We start from the raw sequence: 16,345 nt of genomic DNA on the forward strand, positions 1-16,345 counted from the left end.
GCCATGCAGTTCGGGATCTTCAGCGTCGGGGACATCACGCGCAACCCGGTGACCGGCGAGGAGCCGACCGACGCCTCGCGCCTGCAGGACGTGCTCACGATCGCCCAGCACGCGGAAGAGGTCGGCCTCGACGTCTTCGCCATGGGGGAGCACCACAACCCGCCGTTCATGCCGTCGAGCCCCGTCGCGATCAACAGCTGGCTCGCCGCGAAGACCGAGAAGCTCATCCTCTCGACCGCGACGACACTCATCACGACCAACGACCCGGTGCGCATCGCCGAGGAGTATGCGATGCTGCAGCACCTCTCCGGCGGCCGCATGGACCTCACCCTCGGCCGCGGCAACACCGGCCCGGTCTACCCCTGGTTCGGCGAGGACATCCGCCAGGGCATCCCGCTTGCGCTCGAGAAGTACGCGCTCCTGCGCCGGCTGTGGCGGGAGGAGTACGTCGACTGGAGCGGCCAGTTCCGCACCCCGCTGCAGGGCTTCCAGTCCACCCCGCGGCCGCTGGGTGGCGTGCCGCCGTTCGTCTGGCACGGCAGCATCCGCAGCCCCGAGATCGCCGAGCAGGCCGCCTACTACGGCGACGGCTTCTTCTCGAACCACATCTTCTGGCCGGCGGAGCACACCGCGAAGATGATCGGCTACTACCGCCAGCGCTTCGAGCACTACGGGCACGGCACGGCGGCACAGGCTATCGTGGGTCTCGGCGGGCAGGTGTTCATGCGCAAGAATTCACAGGATGCGGTCGACGAGTTCCGCCCGTACTTCAACGAGGCACCGGTGTACGGCAACGGCCCGAGCCTCGAGGACTTCACGGCGCAGACCCCGCTCACCGTGGGCAGCCCGCAGCAGGTCATCGACCGCACGCTCGGCTTCCGCGAGTACGCGGGTGACTACCAGCGCCAGCTGTGGCTCATGGACCACGCAGGCCTGCCGCTCAAGACCGTGCTCGAGCAGCTCGATATTCTGGGTGGTGAGGTCGTCCCGGTCCTGCGTGAGGAGTTCGCGAAGAACCGGCCCGCCGGAGTCCCGGATGCGCCGACGCACGAGAACCTGAAGGCGGCAGCGGCCGCCGCGGCACTCGTCGAGAAGGCCGCAGAGAAGTCGGCCGATGACGTAGAACTGATGGAGGTCGGATCATGACGAACCGCAGGATAGCGGTCGTGTCGGCGGGGCTCGCCAAGCCGTCGTCGACCCGGATGCTCGCCGACCGCATCACCACGGCGACGGTCGAGAGACTCACCGAACAGGGGATCGAGACCACCGTCGACACTTTCGAGCTGCGCGACACGGCCATCGACGTGACCAACAACCTGCTCACCGGCTTCCCGAGCCCGAAGCTCGAGGAGGTCATCGAGAAGGTCGCGACCGCCGACGGCCTCATCGCGGTGACCCCGGTCTTCACGACGAGCTACAACGGGTTGTTCAAGTCCTTCTTCGATGTCATCGACCCGCAGTCCCTGAACGGCGTACCGGTGCTGATCGGCGCGACCGCGGGAACCCCGCGGCACTCCCTCGTACTCGACTACGCCCTGCGGCCCCTCTTCACCTACCTGCACGCCGTCGTCGTGCCGACCGGAGTGTTCGCCGCGTCGGCGGACTGGGGCGACAGCGGCGACCGGGTCGCGACCCTGCAGAGCCGGGTGGAGCGGGCGGCAGGGGAGTTCGCCTCGCTCGTGGCGGCATCCAACCGGTCTGGCCAGGTGCGCGACCCCTTCGAGCTCGACACGGGCTTCAGCCCGACCGGCTCGTATGTGATCGACTGACGCGGAAGCCCCTTACAGCGCCTTGACGGCCGCGAGCACCTGCGAGAGCGAGTCCTTGGCGTCCCCGAACAGCAGCTCGGTCTTCGGGTCGTAGAGCAGCTCGTTCTCGATCCCCGCGAACCCCGGGCGCATCGAGCGCTTGAGGAACACGATCTGGTTCGCGTCTCCGACCTCGAGAATGGGCATCCCGTAGATCGGCGATCCCGGCGTCGACTTCGCTGCCGGGTTCACGACATCGTTCGCGCCGACGACGAGCACGACATCCGTGGACTTGAACTCGGGGTTCACCTCGCCGAGCTCCTTGAGTGACTCGTAGGGGACGTTCGCCTCCGCGAGCAGTACGTTCATGTGACCGGGCATGCGCCCCGCGACCGGATGGATGCCGAACACGACATGCACTCCGCGGTCCTCGAGCGCCGTGGCCAGTTCGGCGATCGTGTGCTGGCCCTGCGCGACGGCGAGGCCGTAGCCGGGAACGATGACGACGTTCTGGGCATACCCGAGCTGCACGGCGACGTCCTCGGCCGAGCTCGATCGCACCGGCCGGTCGCTCAACTCGGTCGACCCCGCGGTCGAACCGCCCTTGAACGCGCCGAACAGGATGCCGGTGACGCCGCGACCCATGGCCTTCGCCATGGCCATGGTCAGGATGGTTCCGCTCGCGCCGACGAGTGTTCCGGCCACGACGAGCAGGACGTTCTCCAACACGATGCCGCTCGCGGCGACGGCGATACCGGTGAACGCGTTGAGCAGCGAGATGACGATCGGGACATCCGCGCCGCCCACCGGCAGCACGAGCAGCACACCGACCCCGAGGCCGAGGATGAGGAGTGCGACGGCCCAGATCCAGGAGCCTGTCACGACGACGAGTACAGCCGCCGCGACCGACGCGAGGACCGCGATCGACATGATCCAGCGGAGGCCGGGGAACAGCACGGGCCTCGTCGTCATGAGCTCCTGCAGCTTCAGGACGGTGATCGCCGAACCGGAGAACGAGATCGCGCCGATGAGCATCGTGAAGACGATCGCGATGCGCACCCACGGGTCGTCGGTGTGGCCGAGCTCGAGCACCGCGACGAGCGCCGCGGCGCCGCCGCCGACGCCGTTGAACCCGCCCACGAGTTGCGGCATCTGCGTCATCTGCACCCTGCGGGCGATGGGGACCGCGATCGCGGACCCGACGGCGATGGCTGCGAGAATGAGCGGGATGTTCTCGAGCTTCACCGAGAGGAACACGGTGACGACGGCCAGGAGCGCACCGGCCGAGCCGATGAGGTTACCCCGGCGGGCATGGCGCGGCGACGAAAGGCCCTTGAGAGCGAGGATGAAGCACACGGCGGAGACGAGGTAGAGGAGCGCAGTCCACTCGGGGGTGAGGATGCTCACTTCGCGACCTCCTCGGTGCTGCTGCCGGCGGGGGCGTCAGCCTTGGCGGGTTTCTTCCCTCGGAACATCTCGAGCATCCGGTCGGTCACGACGAAGCCGCCGACCATGTTCGCGGTGGCCAGGACGACCGCGACGATCGCGACGGCGAGGAGCCAGGGGTCGCTCGTCTGCCCGGCGACGATGATCGCTCCGACGAGGATGATGCCGTGGATCGCGTTCGCACCCGACATGAGGGGCGTGTGGAGCTTGCTCGTGACCTTGGAGACGACTTCGAAGCCGACGAAGACGGCGAGCACGACGACGGTGAGAAGGGTGATGGCATCCATCACTTGGCTCCCTTCCTGGTGGTGGCGGGTTTCACGGTGCCAGTAGCTTTCGCAGGCTTGGTCGGTTTCGCATCGGCGAGGGCCTGGGCGGTCGGCTCGTGCACGACCGTGCCGTCACGCGTGAGACAGGCGCCGGCGACGACCTCGTCGGAGTAGTCGGGGGAGACCGTTCCCTCCGCGGTCATGAGTGCGAGCAGGTTGGCGACGTTCTTGGCGTACAGCCGGGAGGCGTCCGAGGGGATCGCGGAAGGGGCATCCTGCAGCCCGACGAGGGTCACGGTTCCACCGGCGACGGGCACCGGGGTGTCCTTGCCGGCGACGACGCCCTCGACGTTCCCGCCGGACTCCGCGGCGAGATCGATGACGACGGATCCGGCCCGCATCCCCTTGACCATGTCGGTCGTGACGAGGAGCGGAGCCGCCCGGCCGGGGATCGCCGCCGTCGTGATGAGGACATCCGATGCGGCGATGTGCGGGGCGAGCAGGTCGCGCTGGCGCTTGGCGCGGTCCTCGGCGAGTTCTTTTGCGTAGCCGCCGGTGCCTTCGGCTGCTGTGTCGAGGTCGAGATTGATGAACGTGCCGCCCATCGAACGGACTTCATCGGCGGAGGCGGCGCGGATGTCGTTGGCCGAGACGCGCGCGCCCAGGCGCTTGGCCGTCCCGATCGCCTGCAAACCGGCGACACCGGCCCCGAGCACGAGGACTTTCGCGGGGGGAATCGTTCCTGCCGCGGTCATGTAGAGGGGGAAGAAGCGCGGGTAGCGCATGACGGCCTCGATGACCGCGCGGTAGCCGGAGACGAGGGCCTGAGAACTCAGCGCATCCATCGACTGGGCGCGGGAGATGCGCGGGATGAGTTCGAGGGCGAACGCGGTGACCTTTCCGCTGGCCAGCGCGGATATCGTTGGCAGCTCCGTCGACGGCGATGCGAGCCCGATCGTGACGGCACCCTTCTTGAGCGCCTTCGCGGTGGCCGGGCTCAGCGGACGCACGTGGACGAGAACGTCGAGCGTCCCGAGGGCGAGCTTCGCGGCGATCGTCGCGCCGGCCTCCTGGTAGGCGGCATCCGAATAACCGGATTCGACGCCGGCACCTTTCTCGACGATGACGTCGAGGCCAAGGGACGCGAGCTGCTGAACCGTCTCCGGTGTTGCCGCGACCCTCCGCTCCCCAGCTCGTAGTTCTCGCGTGACACCAACTCGCACCGGCGGCTCCTTTCGGGATGGTTCCAGCGTAGCGAGTGTGAGACCTCGTCGAGTGCAGGGGGAATGCCCGACAATGAGGCAGGGTTGGAGCAGGGGAGAGCGGGGAGAAGCATGGCCGACTACGGGCAGGAACTTCAGTTCGGGACTTTCATCACGCCGACGTCGGCGAATCCGCAGCACGTCGTCGAGCTCGCGGTGCTGAGCGATCGGCTCGGTTTCGACCTCGTGACGTTCCAGGACCACCCCTACCAGCCGGCGCTCCTCGATGCCTGGAGCCTGCTCGCCTTCGTGGCGGCCCGTACCGAACGCATCCACCTCTCCGCGAACGTGTCGAACCTGCCGCTTCGGTTGCCCGCCGTGCTCGCGCGCGCCTCGGTCACGATCGACCAGCTGAGCGGAGGCCGGTTCGAGCTGGGGCTCGGCGCCGGCGGATTCTGGGATGCCATCGAGGGATTCGGCGGTCGTCGACTCACGGGTGGCCAGGCCGTCGACGCGCTCGAGGAGGCCATCCGGGTCATCCGGGCACTGTGGGCCGTTGACGAGCCCGGCCGCGCGGATGTCGACGGCGAGTACTACAGCCTCACGGGAGCGCGCCGCGGGCCGGCGAGCCCGCATCCGATCGGCATCTCGATCGGGGCATACAAGCCCCGGATGCTGCGGCTCACCGGCCGCGCCGCCGACGGCTGGCTGCCCTCCTTCGGCTACCTGGAGAGCCTCGATGCCTTCGCACGTATGAACACGCTGATCGATGAGGGGGCCGAGCAGGCGGGGCGGAGCCCTGCGGACATCCGGCGCTGGCTCAACATCGGCGCAGCGGATGCGACGGTCGACCGGCTCGTCGAACTCGCCGTCGACCACGGCACGAGCGGGTTCATCCTGGCCGGCGACGACGCCGCGACGATGGAGCGCTTCGCCGCGGAAGTCATACCCGCCGTGCGTGCACAGGTCGAGCTCATCCGCCGCTGACCGTTTGTGCTCACTTTTTGGCGCTCCGACGCGCGGATGCCGACGAAAAGTGAGCACAAACGGAGGGCGGCGCGGCGCTAGGCCGCGAGGCCCGCTGCTGGTAGACTCTTCGAGGCTGATTCAGACATCTGATCGGCTGCGGAGCAGGCTGGCAAGATGCTGGTCACCGGTGGTGGTATCCCGTCTCGCACGGTGTATTTCTACTGTTGGCCAGAACCGGCGCCCGTGCGCAATCGCAGCGCGCCCCTGACTGCCTTGACTCTGCTCCGGCGTACGCGCCGCGCCCCACACGGGGGCACGGCACCAGCAAAGGAGAAAGCCCCCACATGGAGGGTCCAGAAATCAAATTCGCCGAAGCCGTTCTCGATAACGGCAAGTTCGGCAAGCGCACGGTCCGTTTCGAGACCGGTCGCCTCGCGCAGCAGGCACAGGGTGCCGTTGCTGCCTACCTCGACGAGGACACGATGCTGCTGAGCGCCACGAGCGCCAGCAAGCAGCCCAAGGACAACTTCGACTTCTTCCCGCTCACGGTGGATGTCGAGGAGCGCTCCTACGCGGCAGGCAAGATCCCCGGCAGCTTCTTCCGCCGCGAGGGTCGCCCGTCGACGGAGGCCATCCTGGTCTGCCGTCTCATCGACCGCCCGCTGCGCCCGTCGTTCGTCGACGGCCTGCGCAACGAGGTCCAGATCGTCATCACCGTGCTGAGCATCGCGCCGGGCGAGTTCTACGACGCGCTCGCGATCAACGCGGCCAGCGCATCCACCCAGATCTCGGGCCTGCCGTTCAGCGGCCCGATCGCGGGCATCCGGATGGCTCTCATCGGCGACCAGTGGGTCGCGTTCCCGAAGTACGAGCAGCTGGCGGATGCGGTCTTCGACCTCACCGTCGCCGGTCGCATCGTCACGGACAAGAACGGCAAGGAAGACGTCGCGATCATGATGGTCGAGGCCGAGGCCACCGAGCACTCGTGGGACCTCATCAAGGCCGGCGCCACCAAGCCGAACGAGGAGATCGTGGCCCAGGGTCTCGAGGCCGCCAAGCCGTTCCTCGCCCAGCTCGTCAAGGCGCAGGCAGCCATGGCCGCGCAGGCGTCGAAGGAGATCCAGGACTACCCGGTCTTCCTCCCGTACGACCAGGCCACTTACGACGCCGTCGCCGCGCTCGCCGAGACCGACCTGGCATCCGTCTACCAGATCGCAGGCAAGGTCGAGCGCCAGAACGCTGACGACGAGCTCAAGGCTCGCGTCAAGGAGGCCATCGCCGCGAAGGTCGAGGCCGGTGAGCTGCCGGATGCCGCAAACGGCCAGGTGAGCGCCGCCTACAAGTCGGTCACCAAGAAGGTCGTGCGTGGTCGCATCCTCACCGAGGGCATCCGCATGGACGGTCGTGGGCTGGCGGACATCCGCCCGCTCGACGCCGAAGTGCAGGTCATCCCGCGCGTTCACGGCTCGGCCATCTTCCAGCGCGGTGAGACGCAGATCCTCGGGGTCACGACGCTCAACATGCTCAAGATGGAGCAGCAGATCGACTCGCTCGCGCCGGTCACCAAGAAGCGCTACCTGCACCACTACAACTTCCCGCCGTACTCGACCGGTGAGACCGGTCGAGTGGGCAGCCCGAAGCGCCGCGAGATCGGGCACGGCTTCCTCGCCGAGCGCGCCCTCGTTCCGGTGCTGCCGGGCCGTGAGGAGTTCCCGTACGCGATCCGCCAGGTGTCCGAGGCTCTCGGCTCCAACGGTTCGACGTCCATGGGTTCGGTGTGCGCGTCGACGCTGTCGCTGCTCAACGCCGGTGTGCCGCTGCGCGCGCCGGTCGCCGGCATCGCGATGGGCCTCGTCTCCGACACGGTCGACGGTGAGACCCGTTACGCGGCGCTCACCGACATCCTGGGCGCGGAGGATGCCCTCGGCGACATGGACTTCAAGGTCGCCGGGACGAGCGAGTTCGTGACGGCGATCCAGCTGGACACGAAGCTCGACGGCATCCCGTCGTCGGTTCTGGATGGCGCGCTCAAGCAGGCGAAGGAGGCTCGCACCGCGATCCTCGCCGTCATCAACGCCGCGATCGACGCGCCTGACGAGATGGCGCCGACGGCGCCGCGCGTCATCAGCGTGCAGATCCCGATCGACAAGATCGGTGAGCTGATCGGCCCGAAGGGCAAGACGATCAACCAGATCCAGGACGACACGGGGGCGGACATCTCGATCGAGGATGACGGCACGGTGTACATCGGCGCCGTCGACGGTCCGTCGGCGGAGGCTGCGCGTGCCGCGGTCAACGCGATCGCGAACCCGCTGAACCCGGAGGTCGGTGAGCGGTTCCTCGGAACCGTCGTCAAGATCGCCACGTTCGGTGCGTTCGTCTCGCTCACCCCGGGCAAGGACGGCCTGTTGCACATCTCCGAGGTGCGCAAGCTCGCCGGAGGCAAGCGGGTGGAGAACGTCGAGGACGTGCTCTCGGTCGGCCAGAAGATCCAGGTGGAGATCACCAAGATCGACGACCGCGGAAAGCTCTCGCTCGCCCCGGTCGAGGAGACCCCCGAGTCGGCGGACACCGACAGCTCTGCCGCCGCGTCCACCGGCCCGGAGGCGCCCGCCGAGGGCTAGGGTCACCGTTCCCTGAGGAGCCGACGAAGTCGGCGTCACGAAGGGGCACCCAACTGACGAGGGGCTCATCCGCGATGCGGGTGGGCCCCTTCGATTGTCATGATCCGGCGCGCGTAGTTGTCATTGCCCGCCCGATCTGCGTAACCTCGCTAGTAGCCCGGCGACGAGGACGGGCGTGAGGCATGCCCCCACAAGGTCGGCAGTCTCTCTGGAGTGGATTCAGGCTCACCCGCCGAGGAATTCCGAAGGAAGGCGTGAAGTGTTGCGTACAACCGTGTCAAACCCCGACGCCGCGGAGGCAGACCTCCTCGGCCAGGAGGACTACGTCCAACTGGTGACGCCCGAAGGCGAGCGTCACGCGAACCCGACCTTCGACCCGTGGGTCGCCGACGTCACTGACGAACAACTCGCCGGCCTGTACGAGGACATGGTCGTCGTGCGACGCATCGACGTCGAGGCGACCGCCCTGCAGCGCCAGGGCCAACTCGCCCTGTGGCCGCCGCTGCTCGGCCAGGAGGCCGCCCAGATCGGCTCCGCCCGCGCCCTGCGCGATGACGACTTCATCATGCCCAGTTACCGCGAGAACGGTGTCGCCTACTGCCGGGGCGTCGCCCTCGACGACCTCGTTCGGGTATGGCGCGGCTACGCGCACGGCTCCTGGGACCCCCAGGAGCACCGGATGGCGATCCCCGCCGTCATCATCGGCGCGCAGACGCTCCACGCGGTCGGCTACGCGGTCGGCATCATGAAGGATGGCGCGGACTCCGCCGCGATCACCTACTTCGGCGACGGGGCGACGAGCCAGGGCGACACCAACGAAGCAATGATCTTCGCCGCCACCTACCACGCTCCGGTGGTCTTCTTCTGCCAGAACAACCACTGGGCGATCTCCGAGCCCGTCGAACTTCAGTCCAAGCAGCACATCTCCGAGCGCGCGCCGGGCTTCGGCATCCCGAGCATGCGCGTCGACGGCAACGACGTGCTCGCGGTCATGGCCGCAACCCGGGTGGCGCTCGACCGCGCCCACACGGGCGGCGGACCGACGTACATCGAAGCCGTGACGTACCGGATGGGGCCGCACACGACATCCGATGACCCCACGCGTTATCGCTCGGCGGAGGAACTCGCCGAGTGGAAGGCGAAGGACCCGATCGCCCGGCTCGAGAAGTACCTCGAGTCGCGCGGTGCGATGACCGAGGAGCTGCGGGCCAGGGTCAACGCGAAGGCGGATAGCGTCGCGGCGGAGTTCCGGGCCGGATGCATCGACATGCCGAAGCCCGAGCCGATGAGCCTCTTCGACAACGTTCAGGTCGAGACGAACCCGGTGCTCGAGCGCCAGCGCGCCCAGTACGCCGCCTATCTCGCGGCCTTCGAGGGAGGCGAGTGATGGCGACCGCAACCGAGACCGCAACCGACACCGCGACCACGCAGGCCGCGACCACGCAGTTAACCCTCGCGAAGTCGATCACGGCGGGGCTGAAGCGCGCCCTGCAGGACGACGAGAAGGTCGTCCTGCTCGGTGAGGACATCGGCAAGCTCGGCGGCGTCTTCCGGGTGACGGATGGCCTGCAGGCCGAGTTCGGCACCGACCGGGTCATGGACACCCCGCTCGCCGAAGCCGGCATCATCGGCATGGCGGTGGGGCTCGCGATGCGCGGCTACCGCCCGGTCGCCGAGATCCAGTTCGACGGGTTCATCTACCCCGGGTTCGACCAGATCGTCGCCCAGGTCGCCAAGCTGCACTACCGTTCGCGCGGCCTCGTGCGGATGCCCATCACGATCCGCGTGCCGTTCGGCGGCGGGATCGGCTCGGTCGAGCACCACTCCGAGTCGCCGGAGGCCTACTTCGCCCACACCGCGGGGCTTCGCGTCGTAAGCTGCTCGAATCCGCAGGACGCCTACGACATGCTCCGCCAGGCGATCGCGAGCGACGACCCGGTCATGTTCTTCGAGCCCAAGCGCCGCTACTGGTCGAAGGGCGACCTCGACCTCGAGCCCGCCGAGGTGCTCCCGCTCGGGAAGGCGCGCGTCGTGTCCTCCGGCTCGGACGTCACCCTCGTCGCGTACGGTCCGCTCGTCGCGACCGCGAAGGATGCCGTGCTCGCCGCTGCGGACAACGGCGTCTCGATCGAGCTCATCGACCTGCGCTCACTCTCGCCCATCGACTTCGAGACGGTCGAGGCATCCGTGCGCAAGACCGGTCGGCTCATCGTGACGCACGAGGCCGCGCAGAGCGGCGGCATCGGTGCGGAGGTGGCGGCGAGCATCACCGAGCGCTGCTTCAACTGGCTCGAGGCCGCGCCCGCACGAGTGACCGGCTTCGACACCCCGTACCCGCCGGCAGCCCTCGAGGAGCATTTCCTCCCGGATCTCGACCGCCTCATGGATGCCGTCGACCGCGTGCTCGGCCGTGCCAATTCGCAGAGCGACTGGGAGAACTAGATGGCGCTCAAGGACTTCGCCCTGCCCGACCTCGGGGAGGGCCTCACCGAGTCGGAGCTCGTGAGCTGGCACGTCGCCGTCGGTGACACGGTCGAGCTCAACCAGCCGCTCGCCGAGGTGGAGACCGCCAAGGCGCTCGTCGAGTTGCCGTCGCCGTTCGCCGGCATCATCCGCAAGCTCTACGCGGAAGAGGGCACGACCGTGCTCGTAGGTGCACCGATCGTCGCGTTCGAGCTCGAGGGTGCCGGTGGCGAGGCCGATGTCGCTCCGGATGCCGCAGCGAACACGGATGCCGGCGCCACCGTCGGCGCCAAGACCGAGCGCGAACCGGTGCTCGTCGGCTACGGCCCGCCCGTCGAGGGCGGCAACCGCCCCGCGCGGCGTGCTCGCAAGGGAGCGTCGCAACCTGCGGCACCGGCGCCCGACCCTCAGGCGAAGGTCGAGGTGGTTCCGCCGCCCACTTCCCGGGTCGAGCCTCCCAGTTCTCCGGTCGAGCCTCCCACTTCTCCGGTCGAGCCTGCCGAGACCCCCCGCTCCACCCCACCCGTCCGCAAACTGGCTCGCGACCTGGGCATCGACCTGGCCATGGTCACGGGAACCGGGAAGAACGGGCTCATCGTTCGCGAAGACGTCGAGGCCGCAGCATCGGCAGGCTCCCTTCGTGACGCCGGCGAGGCCGGCTCCTCAGGGAGCGGAACCGGTGTCAAGGCAGCCGCGCCCGGCGAGCGCGAGACCCGCACCCGCATCCACGGCGTCCGCAAGCACACGGCCGCAGCGATGGTGCAGAGCGCGTTCACCGCGCCGCACGCGAGCGAGTTCCTCACGATCGACGTCACGCCGACCATGGAGCTCATCGCCACCCTCAAGGAGTCCGCGGCGTTCCGCGGCAAGCGCCTCAACCTGCTCACGGTCGTCGCGAAGGCGCTGTGCATCGCAGTCGGACGCAACCCCTCCGTCAACACGCGCTGGGACGAGCAGGCCCAGGAGATCATCCAGTACCACTACGTGAACCTGGGTATCGCTGCGGCGACCCCGCGCGGTCTCATGGTGCCGAACATCAAGGATGCCGACTCGCTCGACCTCGCAGGGCTCGCCGACGCTCTCTCCGGCCTCGTCGAAACCGCGAAATCGGGAACCTCCAGCCCGGCGGAGCTCTCGGGCGGCACGATCTCGATCACCAACATCGGGTCGTTCGGCATCGACGCCGGCACCCCCATCCTGAACCCGGGTGAGGCGATGATCCTGGCGCTCGGCACGGTGAAGCGGATGCCGTGGGAGTTCCGCGACGAGGTGGCGCTGCGGCAGGTGCTCACCCTGAGCGTCTCGTTCGATCACCGCCTGGTCGACGGAGAGCAGGGGAGCAGGTTCCTCGCCGACGTCGGTGCAATCCTCGCGAACCCCGCTGTGCTCCTCACGATGGTCTGAGCTCCGCGATCCCCGACCGGGCCTTGAACTCACCTTGACTCGGGTCATACTGCGGGTTGAGTCCATTCGGTACCCGCAGAATGACCCGAGTCGAGTGGAAGCTGGATGCTACACTCGACCGCGCCGGGATCGCCCTGGAGAGCTGTCAGAGAGAGGAGCACCGTCATGAAGACAGTCATTGTCGCGCGCTCTCTCGCCGACCATCTTCCCTTCGAGGCCACAGCCCTCTAGTTCCGTGTGTGGCCTCCGACCTGGAGTCACACCGTGAACGAATCACTTTCCTCACCCTTCGACGTCGTCCTCTCGTTTGCCGAGGGCGAGCCGGGCGAAGACCAACGCTGGACCACCTGGCCGGCGACCACCCCATCCGAACGCGGTCCGAAACCGTGGCCGGACTGGCTCGTCACGAGCGCCGGCGCATTCGACACCGAGCTCGGCATCCTCAAGACCGGCAAGGAGGCCGACGTGTTCCTCCTCGAGCGCGCGGTGCCGGGCGACCCGTCGCAGAGTGTGCTGCTCGCGGCCAAGCGCTACCGCACGGCCGAGCGCAGCGACTTCCATCGCTCGAGTATCTACACCGAGGGCCGCCGTGGCAAGGACTCCCGCGAGGGCCGTGCGGTGGCGAAGAAGTCCGCCTTCGGCCGTGAGGTCGCGGCGGCACGGTGGTCGCTCGCCGAGTTCGACGCGCTGTGCCGGATGTGGCAGGCCGGCGCGCCCGTCCCGTACCCGGTGCAGGTGAGTGGCACCGAGATCCTCATGGAATTCATCGGAACGGGATCGGTGGCCGCCCCGCGCCTGTCGCAGGCGCGCGATGACCGCGACGTTCTCGAGGAGCTGTTCGCGCAGGTCGTCGACATCATGCGTGTCTTCGCGACTGCCGGCGTCGCTCACGGTGACCTGTCGGCGTACAACCTTCTCGTGCACGAGGGACGCGTGCGGGTGATCGACCTGCCGCAGATCGTCGATGTCGTCGCCAATCCGCAGGGGCTGGACCTGTTGCATCGCGACTGCGTGAACGTCTGCGACTGGTTCGCCCGGCACCGTGTCGCGTGCGACGCGGAGGAGCTCTTCGCGGACCTGCTGGGTTACGCGTTCGGGGCGCGTTAGCCTGCCGTTTCGGTTCAGGCGAGAAGCATCCCGCGGAGGTAGGCGGCCTGCCCCGCGTGCTGCAGATCGTCGGAGATGACGCTCACCAGACGGACTCCGAGCGACACCGGCGGGTCCCAGGACTCGTCGACGATGCGGTCGAGGTCGGCATCCGAGAGTTGCTCGACCCAGGTGATCGTGTGGTCGGAGACCGAGGCGTGGTAGCCGACCAGCAGCTCGGCGTCCACGCGAACCGCCGCCACATCATCCGGGCCGTGTCCATATCCCGTCGCTGCGACCGAGAACGGCAGCGCGAACCGCTCGAACCACCCCTCGGCCGTCCAGCGTTGCTCGATGCCGGAGGCCCCGGCGAGATGGTCGTCCTGGATGCGCGTGAGGTGCCAGAGCAGCCACGCGATCGTGTTGCCGTCGGCATAGGGTTTCATGGCGAGCTGCTCGGGGGTGAGCCCGCGCGGGATGCTCGTGACAACCTCCTGGATCCTGCCGAATGCGTCGGCGAGCACTGCTGCGGTGTTCATGATTCCTCCCTCGGACCCGCCCGTGAATCTGCTGGGCAACGGTTCCCCTGGATCGCGAACCGGTGCACAGTCGACCCATGGACGATTCAACGCTCTCCTCCTCCGACACCGCTGAACGCCTCGAGGGCACCGCGTTCGTGCACCTCTACGGCAAGCTGTATGGCTCCTACGCGACAGACGATTTCGCGAGCGCGACCGCACTCGTCGACGAGGTGGCGAGAGCAGCGGATGCCATGAACCATCATCCCGATATCCGTCTCGGATACGGCACGGTGGACCTCGAGCTCAGTTCGCATGATGCCGGCGGAGTGACGGAGCGCGACCTCGATCTCGCGGCGACCATCCAGCACGTGGCCGAGTCGCTCGGCGCCACGATCCGACCGCGTCGACCGGCGCAGTATGCGATCGCGATCGACACGGTCGACGAAGCCGCGATCCGCGATTTCTGGAAGGTCGGCCTCGGCTACGACGCCCTCGGCTCACCGGAGGAGGCCCTGCTCGTCGACCCGAACGGCGCGGCACCGGTCGTGTGGTTCCAGCACATGGACCCGCCCCGCACCGACCGGAACCGCATCCACCTCGATGTCTACGTGCCGACTCCGGATGCCGAGGGCCGGGTGCGGGCAGTGCTCGAGGCCGGTGGAACGCTCGTGACCGACGAGCACGCCCCCGACTGGTGGGTCCTCGCCGATGCGGAAGGCAACGAGCTCTGTGTGTGCACCTCGGAGAAGTGAACCTTTCATGAGCCGTGCCGCCCACGAGCCCTGCTAGACGGCGCCGCCATCGACGAGCTTGAGTCCGACGACGCATCCGATCAGGCCGAGGATGAGCAGAACCTTCACGAGCGAGGTGGCCTCCCCGCCGAAGATCATGGCGTAGAGGACCGTGAGCATCGCGCCGATCCCGACCCACACGGCGTAGCCGGTTCCGGTCGGGATGCCGCGCAAAGCGAGTGCGAGCCCGCCCATGCTCAACACGAGCGCCGCGAAGAAGACGATCGATGGCCACAGCTTCGTGAAGCCTTCCGACTTGCCGAGCGCGGTCGCCCACACGGCTTCGAGGATGCCGGAGATGACGAGAATGGTCCAGGACATGACTGCTCCCATGGCCAGTCTTGTCGCGAGCCGGGTACTGATCCCTCGTCCGGTGGCCCGATCGGGCCACCTCGATCCTCTCACATCGTGGTGGCGCTGTCCTGGCCCTGCTCGTCCTGGGTGGCCGCGGTCTCCGCAGCATCCATCGAGGCGTTCGTGAGCCGGAACATGAAGAGCAGCAGGCAGAGCGTTCCGATGCCGGTGATGAAGAACACCGGCGGCAGGCCGAGGAACTGCCCCAGCACGCCGCCGATCGCCGCACCGAGCGGCATGGTGCCCCAGGCGAGCAGCCGGTAGCCGCTGTTGACGCGGCCGAGGAGGGTGTCCGGCGTGATGCGCTGGCGCAGCGACACGGCGACGACGTTCCACAGCACGACCGTGAACCCGCCGACGAAGAATGCCGCGCCGATGAGGAACGGGTTCGTCGTGAACGCGGGCGTCATGACGAGCGCGGCACCTCCGACGATCGCGATGCTGAGCGAGAGCGACCGGCCGATCGCGCGCTCGATGTGCTCCGCCGCGAACGAACCGAGCAGGCTGCCGATCGCGGTCGTCGTGAACAGGATGCCGACCTGGGCATCCGTGAGCTTCATCGCCGAGGCCGGACCGGCAGCAAAGAGCACGAAGATCGCGAACGCGGCACTCGAGGTGAGGTTGAAGAGCCCCGTCATGAAGGCGAGAGTGCGCAGCACCTTGTTCCGCCAGAGGAAGCGCAGGCCCACCATGATCTCCGAGCGCATGGATGCCGGCGCGTCGCGCGGCACCCGGAAGTCCCCGCGCACGAGGAACAGCATCCCGACCGCGACGAGCCAGAGGGCCGCGGGTGCTGCGAACGCGATCACGGCCCCCGCGGCCACGAGGATGCCGCCGAGCGGCGGGCCGACGAACTGGTTGGCGGTCATCTCGACCGCGTAGAGCCTGCCGTTCGCTCGGGAGAGCTGAGTGCGGCCGACGATCTGCGGCAGGATCGATTGTGCCGAGGTGTCGTAGAGCGTCTCGGCGGTCCCGGTGAAGAGAGCGACGGCGTAGAGCACCCAGATCGACTCGACCCCGAGGGCGACGGATGCGGCCACCGCCGCGAGCAGGACCGCCCGCGCAGTGTTGGCGGCGAGCATGATCTTCCGCCGGTCCAGCCGGTCGGCGAGGGCGCCGGCCTGCAGAGCGAACAGCAGCCAGGGCAGCGATGCCACGAGGCTGAGCCCTGCGATGAGCACCGGCTCCTGCGTGTACCGGATGGCGACGAGCGGCAGGGCGAGTTTGAAGACGCCGTCGGCGAGGTTCGAGAGGCCGGAGGAGGTCAGCAGCTTCCAGAAGTTCGTGCCCAGAGGGGCTCGATCGCGCGGAGGCTTTGTGGCGGCGGCGTTGGGCACCAGCCAAGGGTACCCGGCACCTCGGTCACGATCGCGCATCCGGCGCACCGCTTCTGCTCCGCTTTTGCCCCGCATCCGCACCCTCCATTCCCGCCCCCTTCCGTTGAGTCGGGTCATTTTGCGGGTGCTGC

15 protein-coding genes and 1 riboswitch are annotated in these 16,345 nt (G+C 68.1%); of the genes, 9 read left to right on the plus strand and 6 right to left on the minus strand.

Annotation, left to right across the window (positions count from 1 at the left end; translation table 11 throughout):
* Nucleotides 1-3 precede the first annotated feature (3 nt).
* Both ABD678_RS09170 and ABD678_RS09175 read left to right on the plus strand, forming a co-directional pair.
* A complete protein-coding gene (locus ABD678_RS09170; protein WP_344757140.1) occupies nucleotides 4-1,146 on the plus strand; it encodes an LLM class flavin-dependent oxidoreductase in 1,143 nt (380 codons plus the stop codon).
* Nucleotides 1,143-1,769 (plus strand): FMN reductase, encoded by a 627-nt coding sequence (locus ABD678_RS09175; protein ID WP_344755915.1) that lies wholly within the window; start codon nucleotides 1,143-1,145, stop codon nucleotides 1,767-1,769. The genes ABD678_RS09170 and ABD678_RS09175 overlap by 4 nt, the downstream gene beginning before the upstream one ends.
* Nucleotides 1,770-1,781: 12 nt before the next feature.
* Here ABD678_RS09175 and ABD678_RS09180 read toward each other — a convergent pair whose 3' ends face one another.
* The 3 genes from ABD678_RS09180 to ABD678_RS09190 are packed head-to-tail and all read right to left on the minus strand — an operon-like array spanning nucleotide 1,782 to nucleotide 4,686.
* Nucleotides 1,782-3,155 (minus strand): NAD(P)(+) transhydrogenase (Re/Si-specific) subunit beta, encoded by a 1,374-nt coding sequence (locus ABD678_RS09180; protein WP_344755917.1) that lies wholly within the window; start codon nucleotides 3,153-3,155, stop codon nucleotides 1,782-1,784.
* Nucleotides 3,152-3,481, minus strand: a complete 330-nt coding sequence (locus ABD678_RS09185; RefSeq protein WP_344755919.1) for an NAD(P) transhydrogenase subunit alpha part 2 — start codon at nucleotides 3,479-3,481, stop codon at nucleotides 3,152-3,154. Before ABD678_RS09185 ends, ABD678_RS09180 begins: the two co-directional genes overlap by 4 nt.
* Nucleotides 3,481-4,686 carry a Re/Si-specific NAD(P)(+) transhydrogenase subunit alpha gene (locus ABD678_RS09190; RefSeq protein ID WP_344755922.1) on the minus strand — a complete coding sequence of 402 codons (1,206 nt, stop codon included), beginning with the start codon at nucleotides 4,684-4,686 and terminating at the stop codon, nucleotides 3,481-3,483. Before ABD678_RS09190 ends, ABD678_RS09185 begins: the two co-directional genes overlap by 1 nt.
* Nucleotides 4,687-4,797: 111 nt before the next feature.
* On the opposite strand from ABD678_RS09190, the gene ABD678_RS09195 reads away from it, so the two are divergent.
* The 6 genes from ABD678_RS09195 to ABD678_RS09220 all read left to right on the plus strand — a co-directional run bounded on the left by ABD678_RS09195 (nucleotide 4,798) and on the right by ABD678_RS09220 (nucleotide 13,232).
* Entirely contained in the window at nucleotides 4,798-5,652 is an 855-nt protein-coding gene (locus tag ABD678_RS09195; protein ID WP_344755924.1) for an LLM class flavin-dependent oxidoreductase, read from the plus strand.
* Nucleotides 5,653-5,978: 326 nt separating this feature from the next.
* On the plus strand, nucleotides 5,979-8,258 hold the full coding sequence (locus ABD678_RS09200; RefSeq protein ID WP_344755926.1) for a polyribonucleotide nucleotidyltransferase: 2,280 nt from the start codon (nucleotides 5,979-5,981) through the stop codon (nucleotides 8,256-8,258).
* 274 nt (nucleotides 8,259-8,532) lie between these two features.
* Entirely contained in the window at nucleotides 8,533-9,645 is a 1,113-nt protein-coding gene (gene pdhA / locus ABD678_RS09205; RefSeq protein WP_344755928.1) for a pyruvate dehydrogenase (acetyl-transferring) E1 component subunit alpha, read from the plus strand.
* A complete protein-coding gene (locus tag ABD678_RS09210) occupies nucleotides 9,645-10,700 on the plus strand; it encodes an alpha-ketoacid dehydrogenase subunit beta (protein ID WP_344755930.1) in 1,056 nt (351 codons plus the stop codon). Before pdhA ends, ABD678_RS09210 begins: the two co-directional genes overlap by 1 nt.
* The gene (locus ABD678_RS09215) at nucleotides 10,701-12,125 is read left to right on the plus strand and encodes a dihydrolipoamide acetyltransferase family protein (protein ID WP_344755933.1); all 1,425 of its coding nucleotides are present in this window, start codon (nucleotides 10,701-10,703) and stop codon (nucleotides 12,123-12,125) included.
* Nucleotides 12,126-12,389: 264 nt separating this feature from the next.
* Nucleotides 12,390-13,232: a serine protein kinase RIO gene (locus ABD678_RS09220; RefSeq protein ID WP_344755935.1), complete on the plus strand. Its 843-nt coding sequence runs from the start codon at nucleotides 12,390-12,392 to the stop codon at nucleotides 13,230-13,232.
* 14 nt (nucleotides 13,233-13,246) lie between these two features.
* Here the strand turns inward: ABD678_RS09220 and ABD678_RS09225 are convergent, their stop codons facing one another.
* On the minus strand, nucleotides 13,247-13,750 hold the full coding sequence (locus ABD678_RS09225; protein ID WP_344755937.1) for a mycothiol transferase: 504 nt from the start codon (nucleotides 13,748-13,750) through the stop codon (nucleotides 13,247-13,249).
* A 77-nt stretch (nucleotides 13,751-13,827) separates the two neighbouring features.
* On the opposite strand from ABD678_RS09225, the gene ABD678_RS09230 reads away from it, so the two are divergent.
* Nucleotides 13,828-14,484 carry a VOC family protein gene (locus tag ABD678_RS09230; protein WP_344755939.1) on the plus strand — a complete coding sequence of 219 codons (657 nt, stop codon included), beginning with the start codon at nucleotides 13,828-13,830 and terminating at the stop codon, nucleotides 14,482-14,484.
* A gap of 33 nt (nucleotides 14,485-14,517) precedes the next feature.
* Here ABD678_RS09230 and ABD678_RS09235 read toward each other — a convergent pair whose 3' ends face one another.
* Together ABD678_RS09235 and ABD678_RS09240 are read right to left on the minus strand one after the other, a co-directional pair.
* Nucleotides 14,518-14,844 carry a DMT family transporter gene (locus ABD678_RS09235; protein WP_344755941.1) on the minus strand — a complete coding sequence of 109 codons (327 nt, stop codon included), beginning with the start codon at nucleotides 14,842-14,844 and terminating at the stop codon, nucleotides 14,518-14,520.
* A 9-nt stretch (nucleotides 14,845-14,853) separates the two neighbouring features.
* A riboswitch (guanidine-III (ykkC-III) riboswitch) is annotated at nucleotides 14,854-14,917 on the minus strand.
* Nucleotides 14,918-14,924: 7 nt separating this feature from the next.
* On the minus strand, nucleotides 14,925-16,214 hold the full coding sequence (locus ABD678_RS09240; protein WP_344755943.1) for an MFS transporter: 1,290 nt from the start codon (nucleotides 16,212-16,214) through the stop codon (nucleotides 14,925-14,927).
* Nucleotides 16,215-16,345 lie beyond the last annotated feature (131 nt).

Origin of the sequence: Leifsonella bigeumensis, from assembly GCF_039537265.1 — a bacterium.
Taxonomy (GTDB): Bacteria; Actinomycetota; Actinomycetes; order Actinomycetales; family Microbacteriaceae; genus Terrimesophilobacter; species Terrimesophilobacter bigeumensis.

Excerpts from the sequence above, each read along its gene's own strand:
- ABD678_RS09170 (WP_344757140.1), top strand. The coding sequence starts at position 4 with ATGCAGTTCGGGATCTTCAGCGTCGGGGACATCACGCGCAACCCGGTG.
- ABD678_RS09175 (WP_344755915.1), top strand. The coding sequence starts at position 1,143 with ATGACGAACCGCAGGATAGCGGTCGTGTCGGCGGGGCTCGCCAAGCCG.
- ABD678_RS09185 (WP_344755919.1), bottom strand. The coding sequence starts at position 3,481 with ATGGATGCCATCACCCTTCTCACCGTCGTCGTGCTCGCCGTCTTCGTC.
- ABD678_RS09195 (WP_344755924.1), top strand. The coding sequence starts at position 4,798 with ATGGCCGACTACGGGCAGGAACTTCAGTTCGGGACTTTCATCACGCCG.
- ABD678_RS09200 (WP_344755926.1), top strand. The coding sequence starts at position 5,979 with ATGGAGGGTCCAGAAATCAAATTCGCCGAAGCCGTTCTCGATAACGGC.
- ABD678_RS09210 (WP_344755930.1), top strand. The coding sequence starts at position 9,645 with ATGGCGACCGCAACCGAGACCGCAACCGACACCGCGACCACGCAGGCC.
- ABD678_RS09215 (WP_344755933.1), top strand. The coding sequence starts at position 10,701 with ATGGCGCTCAAGGACTTCGCCCTGCCCGACCTCGGGGAGGGCCTCACC.
- ABD678_RS09225 (WP_344755937.1), bottom strand. The coding sequence starts at position 13,750 with ATGAACACCGCAGCAGTGCTCGCCGACGCATTCGGCAGGATCCAGGAG.
- ABD678_RS09230 (WP_344755939.1), top strand. The coding sequence starts at position 13,828 with ATGGACGATTCAACGCTCTCCTCCTCCGACACCGCTGAACGCCTCGAG.
- ABD678_RS09235 (WP_344755941.1), bottom strand. The coding sequence starts at position 14,844 with ATGTCCTGGACCATTCTCGTCATCTCCGGCATCCTCGAAGCCGTGTGG.